The organism is Actinoplanes sp. HUAS TT8 (assembly GCF_051380535.1).
Lineage (GTDB): Bacteria > Actinomycetota > Actinomycetes > Mycobacteriales > Micromonosporaceae > Actinoplanes.
The window spans coordinates 4,724,703-4,737,792 of sequence record NZ_CP195646.1 but is presented as its reverse complement, the minus strand read 5'-3'; the positions used below and the strand labels follow the sequence as shown (position 1 = coordinate 4,737,792).

At 69.4% G+C, this 13,090-nt stretch carries 13 protein-coding genes; 7 read left to right on the top strand and 6 right to left on the bottom strand.

Annotated features, from left to right (window positions below; genetic code table 11):
• Positions 1-58 precede the first annotated feature (58 nt).
• Both ACSHV8_RS21440 and ACSHV8_RS21435 read right to left on the bottom strand, forming a co-directional pair.
• Positions 59-796, bottom strand: a complete 738-nt coding sequence (locus ACSHV8_RS21440; RefSeq protein ID WP_436535521.1) for a cache domain-containing protein — start codon at positions 794-796, stop codon at positions 59-61.
• 11 nt (positions 797-807) lie between these two features.
• Complete coding sequence (locus tag ACSHV8_RS21435) at positions 808-1,539, bottom strand: FadR/GntR family transcriptional regulator (RefSeq protein WP_436535520.1); 732 nt, start codon at positions 1,537-1,539, stop codon at positions 808-810.
• A gap of 120 nt (positions 1,540-1,659) precedes the next feature.
• Here ACSHV8_RS21435 and ACSHV8_RS21430 point away from each other — a divergent pair, with 120 nt between their 5' ends.
• Genes ACSHV8_RS21430 through ACSHV8_RS21415 form a run of 4 tightly spaced genes read left to right on the top strand, consistent with a single transcriptional unit; the run spans position 1,660 to position 5,527 of the window.
• On the top strand, positions 1,660-2,673 hold the full coding sequence (locus ACSHV8_RS21430; protein WP_436535519.1) for an ABC transporter ATP-binding protein: 1,014 nt from the start codon (positions 1,660-1,662) through the stop codon (positions 2,671-2,673).
• Positions 2,666-3,865 carry an ABC transporter substrate-binding protein gene (locus tag ACSHV8_RS21425; RefSeq protein ID WP_436535518.1) on the top strand — a complete coding sequence of 400 codons (1,200 nt, stop codon included), beginning with the start codon at positions 2,666-2,668 and terminating at the stop codon, positions 3,863-3,865. Before ACSHV8_RS21430 ends, ACSHV8_RS21425 begins: the two co-directional genes overlap by 8 nt.
• Before the next feature lies 1 nt (position 3,866).
• Positions 3,867-4,715: an ABC transporter permease gene (locus tag ACSHV8_RS21420; protein WP_436535517.1), complete on the top strand. Its 849-nt coding sequence runs from the start codon at positions 3,867-3,869 to the stop codon at positions 4,713-4,715.
• Positions 4,712-5,527 (top strand): ABC transporter permease, encoded by an 816-nt coding sequence (locus ACSHV8_RS21415; RefSeq protein WP_436535516.1) that lies wholly within the window; start codon positions 4,712-4,714, stop codon positions 5,525-5,527. The genes ACSHV8_RS21420 and ACSHV8_RS21415 overlap by 4 nt, the downstream gene beginning before the upstream one ends.
• Positions 5,528-5,581: 54 nt before the next feature.
• On the opposite strand, the gene ACSHV8_RS21410 is transcribed toward ACSHV8_RS21415, so the two are convergent.
• The gene (locus tag ACSHV8_RS21410; protein ID WP_436535515.1) at positions 5,582-8,473 is read right to left on the bottom strand and encodes a M4 family metallopeptidase; all 2,892 of its coding nucleotides are present in this window, start codon (positions 8,471-8,473) and stop codon (positions 5,582-5,584) included.
• 208 nt (positions 8,474-8,681) lie between these two features.
• On the opposite strand from ACSHV8_RS21410, the gene ACSHV8_RS21405 reads away from it, so the two are divergent.
• Complete coding sequence (locus ACSHV8_RS21405; protein ID WP_436535514.1) at positions 8,682-9,686, top strand: LuxR C-terminal-related transcriptional regulator; 1,005 nt, start codon at positions 8,682-8,684, stop codon at positions 9,684-9,686.
• Positions 9,687-9,695: 9 nt separating this feature from the next.
• Here ACSHV8_RS21405 and ACSHV8_RS21400 read toward each other — a convergent pair whose 3' ends face one another.
• Together ACSHV8_RS21400 and ACSHV8_RS21395 are read right to left on the bottom strand one after the other, a co-directional pair.
• The gene (locus ACSHV8_RS21400) at positions 9,696-10,076 is read right to left on the bottom strand and encodes a PPOX class F420-dependent oxidoreductase (protein ID WP_436535513.1); all 381 of its coding nucleotides are present in this window, start codon (positions 10,074-10,076) and stop codon (positions 9,696-9,698) included.
• Between the two features lie 139 nt (positions 10,077-10,215).
• On the bottom strand, positions 10,216-10,791 hold the full coding sequence (locus tag ACSHV8_RS21395) for a hypothetical protein (RefSeq protein ID WP_436535512.1): 576 nt from the start codon (positions 10,789-10,791) through the stop codon (positions 10,216-10,218).
• Between the two features lie 16 nt (positions 10,792-10,807).
• Between ACSHV8_RS21395 and ACSHV8_RS21390 the strand changes: the two genes are divergently transcribed.
• Entirely contained in the window at positions 10,808-11,185 is a 378-nt protein-coding gene (locus tag ACSHV8_RS21390; RefSeq protein ID WP_436535511.1) for a hypothetical protein, read from the top strand.
• A gap of 3 nt (positions 11,186-11,188) precedes the next feature.
• Here the strand turns inward: ACSHV8_RS21390 and ACSHV8_RS21385 are convergent, their stop codons facing one another.
• Positions 11,189-11,938: an SDR family NAD(P)-dependent oxidoreductase gene (locus ACSHV8_RS21385; protein WP_436535510.1), complete on the bottom strand. Its 750-nt coding sequence runs from the start codon at positions 11,936-11,938 to the stop codon at positions 11,189-11,191.
• Positions 11,939-12,301: 363 nt separating this feature from the next.
• Here ACSHV8_RS21385 and ACSHV8_RS21380 point away from each other — a divergent pair, with 363 nt between their 5' ends.
• Entirely contained in the window at positions 12,302-12,934 is a 633-nt protein-coding gene (locus ACSHV8_RS21380; RefSeq protein WP_436535509.1) for a hypothetical protein, read from the top strand.
• Positions 12,935-13,090: the final 156 nt, after the last annotated feature.

The window sequence follows — 13,090 nt, the reverse complement described above, 5'->3', positions numbered from 1 at the left end:
CGGGTCGGCGGGGTTGGGCAAGGAACGGCCCCCGGAAAGGACCCGACAGTGGTGCCGGCTATCGCGGAGCGGGCCAGGTGACGACGGCCAGCGGGAGAGCGCCACACGGGTGGACGTGGACGCCGTCAGGCAGGGACTGGGAAGTCCCTTCGAGGATGGCGGCGCCGATGTTCGGGTCGCGGAGCAGGGAACCGGTGATGTGCTGGGCGGTGCTGCCGGCGATCACCCGCCCGTGCGAGTTGACCAGGGCGACCGTCAAGCCGACGGCCCGCAGCGCGGGGCGCAGGACACGTTCCAGGTCGCCGACCGTGACGTCGGCCCCAGCGATGCCGGTGACCTGGGTGCCGGCGCGGACCGGGATGGTGAACGTGAGCGTGTACTGCTCGGCGCAGACGTAGTCCACGTACGGCCCGGTCAGGTGCCGGCGACCGGTCTCCAGGGGCACCGAGAACCACGGCATGCGGCGCAGGTCGACGTACGTGTCGCTGTCCGGGTCGACGTCGAGGACCAGGCGGGTCCGCTGGGCCGGGTCGGCGCCCATCCACCATTCCAGGCCGGGCAGGCCGTCGGTGAGCGGCACGGTGATCACGCCGGCGCCGCTGATCAGGCCGCCGAGCGCGGCGTTCACGTGCGGGCGCAGCGGGTTCAGGGTGGTCGAGGTGAGCGGGCCGGCGGCGGCGAAGGCGGCTTCGGCCTGGGCGCGCAGGCCGTCGACGGTGGTGAACGTCTGTTCCACGAGGGCGGCGACGTGGTCGGCCAGCGCGGGTGCGGTGGTGCGGGCAGTCGTCTGTCCCACGGGACCAGCCTTCACGAGTCGACCAATTGCAGATGCAGGTTTACCAGACGCTCGACGGCGCGCGCGATGTGTTCCTCGGTGAGCTGACGGGCCAGGTCGCCGTCGCCGGCCGCGATGGCGGTGGCGATCAGGTGGTGTTCGGTTCGCGGGTCGGGGTCGGTGCTGCTCATGGGGACGATCGGGGACCAGAGCAGGGTGCCCAGTTCGGCCGCGAACTCTACTTCGGCGTGGGCGAGCCGCGCGGACTGGGCGACCGCGGCGACCTCCAGGTGGAAGGCGCGTTCGACGCGGTGCAGGGGGCGGCCCCGGCCGTCGAGTTCTTCCTTGATGCGTACGAGGTCGTCGGCGTCGGCGCGCTGGGCGGCGAGCCGGGCGGCGGTGCCGGCGATGGCCGCGTAGTGGTCGGCGGTGTCGCGTAGTTGGGGCAGGCTGGTCGCGGCCAGCCGGGAGCGCAGTGGCGAGGCGACGCCGGTGGCCGGGGCGCGCACGAAGCTGCCGCCGCCGCGCCCGCGCCGGGTCTCGACCAGGTTCTGCTGGCGCAGCGCGACCAGCGCTTCCCGCACGGTAACCCGGGAGACGCCGAACTGGGCGGCCAGGTCGGACTCGCTGGGCAGCTGCTCGTCGTGGGTGAGCAGGCCGAATGTGATCGCGTCGGTGAGGCGCCGGACCACCGTCTCCGCGCGGCTGTGCGGGTCGAGGGGCGTGAAGACCCGTGCTGACGTGCTGGTTCGGTCCGTCCCCATGGCCTCGATTGTTCCTCATCGCTGTTCACGAAGAAGTTACCGGACAATCTTGACCTTTAAAGTCTGGCACCATACTTTTTCGCTACCCCGCACCGAGGACATCGAAGCCTGAGGACGAACGTGACCGACACATCCACCCCAGCGATCCGGCTGACCGGCCTGCGCAAGTCGTTCGGCGCTGTCGACGCGGTCGCCGGCGTCGACCTGGAGATCGCCGACGGCGAGTTCTTCTCGATGCTGGGCCCGTCCGGCTCCGGCAAGACCACCGTGCTGCGCATGATCGCCGGCTTCGAGCTGCCGACGGCCGGCACGGTCGAGCTCGGCGGCCGCGACGTCACCCGGCTGGCGCCGTTCGAGCGGGACGTGAACACCGTCTTCCAGGACTACGCGCTGTTCCCGCACCTGAGCGTGCTGGAGAACGTGGAGTACGGACTGAAGGTCCGCAAGGTCCCCAGGAAGGAGCGCCGGGAACGGGCCGAGCAGGCCTTGGAATCCGTACAGCTGAAGGGTTTTGGATCTCGGAAGCCGGCGGCGATGTCGGGTGGCCAGCGGCAGCGGGTGGCCCTGGCGCGGGCGCTGGTCAACCGGCCGAAGGTGCTGCTGCTGGACGAGCCGCTCGGCGCCCTCGACCTGAAGTTGCGCGAGCAGATGCAGGTCGAGCTGAAGCAGATCCAGCGCGAGGTCGGCATCACGTTCGTGTTCGTGACCCACGACCAGGACGAGGCGCTGACCATGAGCGACCGGATCGCCGTCTTCGACGTCGGGAAGATCGTGCAGGTCGGCACGCCGTCGGAGGTCTACGAGCAGCCGGCCAGCACGTTCGTGGCCGGTTTCGTCGGCACCTCCAACATTCTGGACGGCCGCCTCGTCGGTCGCGAGGGGCGATTCAGCATTCGTCCCGAAAAGATCGACATCTCGCTCGACGGCGAGACCAACGGCGTCGTCGCGGAAGTGATCTACGCGGGTGCGGTGACCCGCTACGTGGTGGACCTGGACGCCGGGACCCGGGTGGTCGTGGTGGAGCAGAACCGCACTCTCCGGACCGGGCTGCGCGGGCAGCGGGTCCGGCTCAGCTGGCTTGACGAGCACGTGATCGAGATCCCCACCGGTGAATTGGAGCGCACTGATGCGTAATAGCAGGATGGCCCTCGCGGCCCTGGCGGCCGGCGTGCTCACGCTGGCCGGCTGCGGCGGCGGAAGCAGCAGCACGACGGGCTCCGGCCCCGGCGGCCTGTCCGTCCCGAAGGCCGACAAGCTGGCCACCCTCGGTGCCGGCGAGGGCACGGTCAACATCGTCTCGTGGGCCGGCTACGTCGAGGACGGGTCGACCGATAAGACGGTGGACTGGGTGACGCCGTTCGAGAAGGAGACCGGCTGCCAGGTCAACAACAAGGTGGCGGCCACCTCGGACGAGATGGTCACGCTGATGAAGACCGGTGACTACGACGTGGTCTCGGCCTCCGGTGACGCGTCGCTGCGGCTGATCTACGGCGGTGACGTGGCCCCGGTCAACACCGACCTGATCGCCAACTACAAGGACGTCTTCGACGGCCTGAAGAACAAGGCGTGGAACTCGGTCGACGGGGTCGCCTACGGCATTCCGCACGGCCGCGGCGCGAACCTGCTGATGTACAACAAGAACACGGTCACGCCCGCCCCGACCTCGTGGGGCGCGGTGTTCGACGCGAACTCGCCGTACAAGGGCAAGATCACCGCGTACGACTCGCCGATCTACATCGCCGACGCCGCGCTCTACCTGATGAAGACCAAGCCGGACCTGGGCATCAAGAACCCCTACGCCCTCGACGACAAGCAGTTCCAGGCGTCGGTCGACCTGCTCAAGGAGCAGAACAAGAACATCGGCGAATACTGGTCCGATTACACCAAGGAGGTTCAGGCCTTCAAGAGCGGAAACAGCGTTCTGGGTACGTCGTGGCAGGTCATCGCCAACCTGACCAAGGCCGACGGTGCCCCGATCGAGACCGTTCTGCCGACCGAGGGCGCGACCGGCTGGTCCGACACGTGGATGGTCGCGGCCAAGGCCAAGCACCCGAACTGCGCGTACCTGTGGATGAACCACATCGTCTCGCCCAAGGCCAACGCCCAGGTCGCCGAGTGGTTCGGTGAGGCGCCGGCGAACAAGCTGGCCTGCGACCAGACGGCCGACAAGGCCTTCTGTACGACGTTCCACGCCAGCGACGAGTCGTACTTCGACCAGGTCTGGTACTGGACCACCCCGCTGGCCCAGTGCGTCGACGGCCGCAAGGACGTGACCTGCAAGGACTACTCGGCCTGGACCCAGGCCTGGACGACGATCAAGGGATAACGTGTCCTCTCTCGGTTCCTACCTGCACCGGCACCCGCGCCTGCGCCTGGCCGGCCTGCTCTCCGCACCCCTGCTCTGGCTGGTCGTCGCGTATCTCGGGGCGCTCGCGGTGCTGCTGGTGTCCGCGTTCTGGACCGTGAACGGCTTCACCGGCGGCGTGGTCCGGGAGTTCTCGCTCGCGAACTTCCGGACCATCCTGTCCGAGGACGTGTACCGGGCCGTCACCCTGCGCAGTCTCGGGGTGGCGGCGGCGGTCACCGTCATCTGCGTCGTGCTCGCGGTGCCGATGGCGTTCTTCATGGCCAAGGTCGCGAAACCCCGGTCCCGGCACTGGCTGGTGATCGCGATTCTCACCCCGCTGTGGGCGTCGTACCTGGTCAAGGCGTACGCCTGGCGGATTCTGTTGGCCAACGGGGGACCGATCGAGTCGGTGTTCGGCGCGACCCCCGGCTACGGGCTGTTCGCGACGATCCTGGTGCTGTCGTACCTGTGGCTGCCGTACATGATCCTGCCGATCTACGCCGGGCTCGAACGGCTGCCCGACTCGCTGCTCGAAGCCTCGGCCGACCTGGGCGGACGGGCCGGGCGCACGTTCCGCTCGGTGGTCCTGCCGATGCTGATCCCGTCGGTCTTCGCCGGTTCGATCTTCACGTTCTCGCTGTCGCTCGGCGACTACATCACCGTGCAGATCGTCGGCGGCAAGACCCAGCTCATCGGCAACCTGGTCTACGCCAACATCGGCGCCGCCAACAACCTGCCGTTCGCCGCCGCGATCGCCACCGTCCCGGTCGTGATCATGGTGATCTACCTGACCGCGGTCCGCCGATCCGGCGCCTTGGAGGAGCTGTGACACTGTCCGGACCGGCCCGCTGGGCGCTGCGCGCCTTCATGGCTGTCGGGCTGACCTTCATCTACGTACCGTTGATGTTGGTCCTGGTCAATTCTTTCAACGGCGATCGTACGTTCGCCTGGCCGCCCCACGACTGGACGACCCACTGGTGGTCGGCCGCCTGGGAGAACGACGGCGCCCGGCAGGCCCTGCTCACCTCGGTGCAGGCGGGTCTGGCCGCGACCGCGATCGCCCTGGTGCTGGGCACGATGGTGGCGTTCGCGGTGCAGCGGTTCGCGTTCTTCGGCCGCGACACCCTGTCGCTGCTGATCGTCCTGCCGATCGCGCTGCCCGGCATCGTCACCGGCATCGCCCTGGACAGCGCGTGGCGCTCGGTGATGGGTGACCTCGGGATCGGCAAGGGCCTGTTCTCGGTGGTCGTCGGCCACGCGACGTTCTGCGTGGTCACCGTGTACAACAACGTCCTGGCCCGGCTGCGGCGGACCGGGACCAACCTGGAGGACGCGTCGGCCGACCTCGGGGCCGGGCCGTGGCAGACGTTCCGGTACGTCACGTTCCCGATGATCCGGTCGGCGCTGCTGGCCGGCGGGTTGCTGGCGTTCGCGCTCAGCTTCGACGAGATCATCGTGACCACGTTCACCGCCGGTCCGGGCGTCACGACGCTGCCGATCTGGATCTTCAACAACCTGTTCCGGCCCAACCAGGCGCCGGTGGTCAACGTGGTCGCGGCCGTCCTGATCGTGCTCTCGGTGCTGCCGGTCTGGCTGGCCCAGCGGCTGGCCGGCCCCGAAGCCGGGGCCAGCCGCACCTGAGCCGGGTGCACCAGCGACGCGCCGGGACGGTTCCCGGCGCGTCGCTGTTCTCATCTACTTGCAGGACTTGGCGCCGGACGCGTAGGCCAGGCCGAAGCCGGACGCCGACGAGTCCATGAAGACCACCTCGCGCCCCTTCCCGGCCGTCGCGTACATCTGCGCGCCCGGGCTGCACGACGCCGGACCGACGAACGTGCCCTGGAACGTGTACTGCTTGAGTTTCGGATTGAGCGAGTTGTCGGGGTAACCACCGGTCGCGAGCCAGGCCGCCACCGGCGCCTCCTCGGTGACGGTGAGGGTCGTGTCGGACAGCGCGACGGTGTCGGCGCGGATCGCCTGCGGCGAGTTCTCCTCGAACAGCAGGTGGCTGGTGCTGGTGGCGAAGTCGAAGAGCCGCACGGAGTCGTGGTACGCCCCCTGGCTCCACTCGCCGTTGATGATCGTGCCGTAGTCACGGTCGGTCATCCAGGCGACCCCGGTGGCCGACAGATCGGGGTAGCTCATCCGCTCGGCGCCGTAGTCGCCGCCGGCGTAGGTCCGCCGCGCGGTCGCGACGTCGTAGACCTCGACGCCCAGCGACCAGTACTGACCGTTGGCGTCGGGCTGCTGGTAGATCTCGTACCGTACGTAGGAGATCTTCCCGTTCTTGACACTCGGCGCCGTCGCGGGACCGAACCAGTCCGGGTGCGCGATCGTGTGCACCGTCCGTGAACCGCCCTGCAGGTAGCGCACGACGTCGAGGTATCCCTGGGTGGCGTCGTACTGGCTCCACGCCACGATGTCACCGTCGAAGCCGAGGCCGTTGATGCGGTCCGGGGAGCTGTAGAGCTCCTTGACCGGGCCACCGCTCAGCGACGCGGACAGGATGCGGTTGGTCTCTCCGGTCGGCGAATCGGGGTTCAACCCGATCGACAGCCAGACGACCCGCTTGCCGTCGGTGTGCGGGAAGCCGTTGATGCTCCCGTCATCCGGGGAGATCCGGTACGGCGTGCCCTTGCCGTTGATACGGCCCACCCAGATCGAGGTCGGCTCGGTGCGGTTGGCGTCCGACCGCGGCACGGCGAACCAGCCGCCGGCCGTGCTGGCCTTCATATCGGCGTACATGCCGGTGTTGAGCCGGTCGATCAGGACGTCGGTGCCCTTGCCGTACAGGGTCGCCTTCCACTTCGCGGTGATCCCGCGCGAGTCGAACGCCGTCTGCACCACCTTGAGGTCCTTCTTGCTCAGGCGGAACGACCTGGCCGAGGCGAGCACCGCGTCCCGGGCGTCGACGAAGTCGGACATGGGCGTCAGGTAGTCGGTGACCGCCCGGTAGACGATCCTGTCGGCGACCGTCTTGCCGAGCGCCTGACGCAGGTCCCAGAGCGCCCCGGAGACGATCGTCGAGTTGAGGTGCACACCGCCGTCGTCCATCGACGGAATGTCGATCAGGTGCTGGAAGTCGGCCGTGGTGGCGCCGTCGTCGAGGTCCCGCAGCGCGCACCGGGCCGGAGCGAGGGTGCGGCACAGGTCGCCGCCGATCAGACTGGCCTGCGGGTCGGTCATCGACGTGCCCGACGCGTCCACGTCGATGGCGTTGCCGAAGTAGTCGGCGATCGCCTCGTTGAGCGCGCCCGGCTGCCCGGCGTAGACCAGGCTCGCGGTGTGCTCGACCACGCCGTGCGTCATCTCGTGCCCGACGACGTCCGGGTCGGCGGCCAGCGGCAGGTACTCGTCGTCGCCGCTGCCGTACACCATGCGGGTGCCGTCCCAGTACGCGTTGACCCAGGGATTGCCGCCGTAGGTGATCCCGACGATCGAATCGATCGGCATGCCCGCGCCGTCCAGGCTGTTGCGCCCGAGCTTCGACTGGTACCACTCGAACACCTTGGCGGCGTCCCAGGCGGCGTCCACCGCGCCGGCCTCGGTCAGGTCGGCGCCGAGCTGGGCCGACGGTGACGCGAACGGCGCCAGGCCCTCGGGCCACTGGCCGCCGCCCAACTCGTAGTAGTCCCGGCCTCGGGCGTCCCAGGTGGTGATCGGCACCGTCGTACCGGCCGGGACCTTGTGGCTCTGGTCCTTCATCAGGTACGAGCCGGTGTCGGACTTGACGAGCGGGAGCGCCACGGTGGCGCCGTGCAGGGTGGTGCCCTGACCGACGACCGACCCGGTCCCGCCGCCCGCCGCCGGGTGCGGCTTCGTCGCGGTCGGCGCCGCCGCCTTGCCGTCGGCGGCCAGGGCGGCGGCCTGCTGGGCGGTGGCGAACGACTTGATCCGGCTGACGCTCAGCAGCGGCACCCCGTTCGTGGCGCCGACGTACACGTCACGCAGCACGGGCTGACCGGTGACGACGTCCTTGCCCTGGACGAGCACCCGCCGGGCGAGCACACCGGTGCCGGTCGGCATGATCAGCAGCCCCTGATCGGTGCCGACCAGGTCGGAGGTGGTGGCCGAGGCCACGACGGCCGTGCCGGGGTGCAGGCCCTTGCGGACCTCCTCGACCGCGCGGGAGACGGCGACCGTGGCCGGGATCGGGGTGACCGTCGTGTCGACGTCCAGGTTGGTGAAGTAGCTGCCTGACGTTCCGGTCACGGTACGTTTGCCGGCCGACTTCTCGGTGCGCACCACGTACTGGGCGCCGAACACGGGCAGGCCCTTGTACCGCTGGTCCAGACGGACCGTCTCCCGTTCGCCCTGCGTCTCGACGCTCTCGGTGGTGAGCGTGCCGGCCGGATCGCTGATCTTGTAGCGGTCCTGGTGGCCGGCGAGGTGGGCCTTGGCGGCCCGGTCCGGTGCGATCGTGGCGTCGACCGGGTCGGCGATCTCGTCCACGATGGAGGGGGTGTCCGTGGCCGGGACGGAAGCCTCCGGCGCCGGGGTGGCCGCGTGCGCGGCCTGAGCGGTGGTTCCAAGGAGGGCGGTCGTCGCCAGGACAGCGATCGCGGGTAGTGCCTTGGATCTACGCAATTGTTGCTCCTGCAGAGTTGTGAACAGGCTCCGGTTCGCCCACCTCACCCCGGCGCCGACCTCCGTCACAAGGACGACGTTGTGCACTTGCGCAAGTGCGCAGACCCGTCGAATCCACTGCGGACGAGTTCTTACATATCCGTAATCCCCGATTCATCGGAGCGGGCGGCGCCCCGAGCATCCTCACCTCGGAGGGATACGGGGACGTGTGGATGAATCGGACATACCGTGGTCGGCCACCGGTCTTGATCCACTGGCCGGTCGCGTGCTGGAACACCTGGTGGCCGTGCGCTCGGCCGACCGTGACGAGGTGGCGTCCGCGGCCGGGGTGACACCCTCGGAAGCCGAGCGGGCGCTGCGGCACCTGGCCGACTCGGCCCTGGCGACACCGACCGGCGGCGCGGCACCGCGATGGGCGGCCGCGCCGCCGCGACCGTCGCTCGGCGCCCTGCTGGCCCGGCGCCGGGCCGAACTGGCCCTCGTCGAGGACCTCGTGGAGCGGCTCTCGGAAACCCACGAGGCCGTGTCCGGGCCGCCCGCCACCGACGTGGTGGAGGTGCTGAAGAGCGCGGACGAGGTGCCCGAGCGCTACCGCCAACTGCTCACCGGAAGCACCTTCGAGGTGCTGCATCTGGCCAAGCCGCCGTACGTGACGGGCGGATCGGCGTCCACCGAGGCGGTCGGAGTCACGTCCGGCGTGCAGATGCGCTCGGTGTACGAGACCGACGGCTTCACCGACGCGGTGTCGCTGCTGACCGCCCGGCGCGGCACGGGCCAGGGCGGAAAACTACGGCTCACCTCGCAGATCCCGGTCAAACTGGTGATCTTCGACCGGGCCGCCGCCCTGCTGCCGATCCGGGGCGACCGCCCGTCCTCGGGCTCCCTGGTCGTGCACTCGCCCGCACTGGTGACCGCGCTCGTCGCACTGTTCGAAAGCGTGTGGGAACGCGCCGAACCGGTGTCGCTGACCAGACGGCACGACCTGCCGACCTCGGGCCGTGACCTGCGGACCCGGGAGATCCTGCGCATGATGGCGGTCGGGATGAAGGACGAGACGATCGCCCGGATCCTCAACGTGAGCCGTCGCACCGTTCAGCAGCACGTCAGCGACGCGGGCGCGGTGCTCGGGGCCCGGACCCGCTTCCAGATCGCCGTGCTCGCGGCCAAGCAGGGATGGCTGAGCGACCAGGGCGACCCGGCCGAAGGCGGGTAGAAACAGCGGTCAGACCGGGGAGACGAAGACGGCGGTGCCGCCGATACGGCGATGGCGCAGGATGCTGCCGGCGAAGACCGAGAAGCCGATCAGGCCGTACTTGCGGAGGATGCGCCGGGCCGCCCAGCGCACGTCGGCCTCGTCACCGATCCGGGCCCGGCCCTCGACCGGGTCACCGGTGGCCTGGCCACGGACGGTGCTGGGGGCGATCGTCACCCGGCCGTCGTGCCGGATGCGTTTGATCTTGCCGCTGTCGGCGCCGGTCCAGATCGCCACCTCACCGTTCGGGGCGGGCAGCACCCAGACCGGAGTCGCCACAGCCCGGCCGTCACGGCGGAAGGTGGTCAGAAGGACGTATTTGGCGGTGCCGAGATCGCTGAAGGTGGTCACCGGCGCAAGCTATCGGCGCCCACTGGACGGCCACTGAACTCGGCCTTCAGGGATCAGGGTCGATGGTGCTCACCGTGTCCGCCGTTGTCCCCGCGAGCACCACCGCCACTGCGAGTTGAAGAAAGTGAGCCGAGGAGTCTCACTCGCTGACGGTGAAGGTCGCCGTGGCGTTGTGCCCGTAAGTCGCGGTATAGGTGCAGGTAAAACTGCTCGGCGCGCGGCAGTCGAAGGTGGCCTGCCCCTCCCAAGGGTTGGACCAGGCGATCCTGATGAACTGGTTGTCGCGGAATCGGTAATGGGCCGATCCGGAGGTTCCTCCCCGCTCCTCGGTCGACTTGGACCCGAAGTAGTCGCTGTCGGATGGACCGATCGTGTCGTTCGAAGTAAGTGCGACCTCGCCCTCGTAGACGTTGAACTGGGTCTTCTCAAGAGGGAAGTCGGTGTCGTTGCCGACGAACACCGTGACGGTGCGGTCGCCGGCGGCGGCGTGGGCGGGGAGGGGGAGGCCGACAGTCAGAGCCGCCACGGTCGTGGCGATCGGGAGTAAGCGCGAATACATGACGAAATCTCCTTTAATGGTTATTTGACCGATCTTGAGTATCGCCTGTCGGAGAAAAAGTTGCGGCTGGAATGTTTGAACAGCCGACCAGCCGTCGCCGGTACTGTCGGGACCGCCCGGACGGGAGGATCCGCGATGCGGCAGTGGCGGTGGCACGGTCGGCTCGCTCCTGTTGCTGTTGCTTCCGGTACGGCCGTTTCAGGTCGCGATCCCGCTGCTCATCGGCGCCGCCACCACCCTGTTCGCGGTCGCTCCCCGGTTGCGCGGCGCCCGAGCGGGCGGTGCCATTCCGGGCGGTTCCGAACGGGCCGGGCTGCTGCTGGCCTGCGTCTACGGCGGCTTCTTCGGCGCCGGCCTCGGCATCATCCTGTCGGCCCTGCTGGCGCTGGCCCCCGGCGACGCCGACGCGAGGCACGTCAACGCCCGCAAGAACGTCCTCGCCTCGGCCGCCGGCCGGCTCAGCGGCATCGTCGCACCGGGGGCGGTCCGAGCCCTGGTGATCACCGGCGGGAGTGTGCTGACGGTCGTCTACGCCCTGCGGTTCTGGTAATTCTCAGGTACGTAGGTGGGACGCCCCGTTGAGGTCCAGCACCGCACCCGACGACCACGTCGCCTCGGGGGAACTGAGGTACACGACGGCCGCGGCGACCTCCTCGGGCGTGCCGACCCGTCCGAACGGACTCTGCGCGAGCAAGGCCTCGGTGATCTTCCCGGCCTGCCGGTCGGTGCTGACGAAACCGGGCGCGACCGAGGTCACCGAGATGCCGTGCGGGGCCAGCGCCACGGCCATCGATTGGCCGAACGCGTGCAGTCCGGCTTTCGCGGCACCGTACGCCGGGTACTCGGGCTCGCCCCGGAACGCCCCGCGCGAGCCGACGTTGACGATGCTGCCGGACGCCCCGCGGTCGATCAGGTGCCGGGCCACCAGGTACGTGACGTTGGCCGCGCCGATCAGGTCGACGTCGAGCATCCGGCGCCAGGCGTGCTGCCAGTCCGCGTACGAGACGTCGGCGACGGCGTGCCGGTTGCTCTCCGACGGGGCCTCGGCCGCGTTGTTGACCAGCACGTCGAGACCGCCGAGCGCGGCCACGGCGGCCTCGACGATGCCGGCGGCCTGTTCGGGATCGCTCACATCCCCCTGGACGAGGGTGTGACCCGAGCCGGGCAGCAGACTCAGGGTCTCCTCGGCTTCCGCCCGCCCGGTGGCGTAGTGCACCGCGACCCGGTCACCCCGCGCGGCGAGCGCGACCGCGACGGCCCGGCCGATGCCGCGTGACGCCCCGGTCACCAGGGTGCGCCTCACCGGCCGTACCTCTGAATCAGGTTGTGAATTTTTCTGTTGATCACGCAGGTCAGCCTCTCATCCCTCGACCCGCGCGGCCGGCTGTGCATCATGAACGCCGCCACCCCGGTGTCGGCCCGCAGGACCCGGATGTTCGCGCCGATCGCCAAGAACTTCGCCGTCGACCAGCCGCCGGATGAGATATTCGACTTCAACCTGCGAGGACCGCCGCCCGGTCGAGGTCCAGAAACCGGAGAACCTGCCGCTCGCCCCGCACATCGAGGGTCAACATCGCGGCCGATCGCAGCTCCGTGGCGTACCGCCGCGGCCTCAAGGCCCTCGGCCTGAGCCACTTTTTCACCGCCTGAACCGAGGGACAAAAACATGCAATTGACTTCCGTACGTTTCGGCGCCGAACTGCCCGCCTGGGTCACCGCCGAACTCGACACCGTCGACCCGCTGCTGCCGGATGCGGAGAGCCGGATGCGGCTCGTGCACCGCCTGGCCCGGCGCAATCACGTCGAGGGCACGGGCGGCCCGTTCGCGGCCGCGGTCACCGACGCCGCCACCGGCGAGATCATCTCGGTCGGGGTGAACGTGGTCCTGGCCAGCGGCCTGTCCAGCATGCACGCCGAGGTGGTCGCGCTCTGCCTGGCCCAGGCCGCCACCGGGAGCTGGGATCTCGGCGGCGCCGGCCGGCCGCCGGTCGAACTGACCGTCAACTGGCGGCCGTGCGCGATGTGTTACGGCGCCACCCTGTGGTCCGGTGTCGGCGTGCTGACCGTCGCCGGCGAGGGCGACGAGATCGAGCAGTTGACCGGTTTCGACGAGGGCCCGATGCGCGACGACTGGCGGGAACAACTTGAGGCTCGGGGTGTCCGGGTGCGCCTCGACGTGCTGCGCGCCGAAGCCGTGGACACCTTCCGCGAGTACGGCGAACGCGCCGACGTCACCGTCTACAACGGTGGAGGCCGCGGCCGGTCGCCGCGGTCACACGCCGACCGTGAGGGTCAGTAGGAAGCCCTTGGTGGCCGAGCCGAGCCCGAGGTCGTGGCCGTAGGGTCCGTGATCGTCTTCGTCTTCCGGCATTTCGCCAGCATTGCCGTCGATTCGGACGCGAACCGGTCGAACCTCGAACTCGGCCGACCGCACCGCGGGGGCGGGCCGACTGAG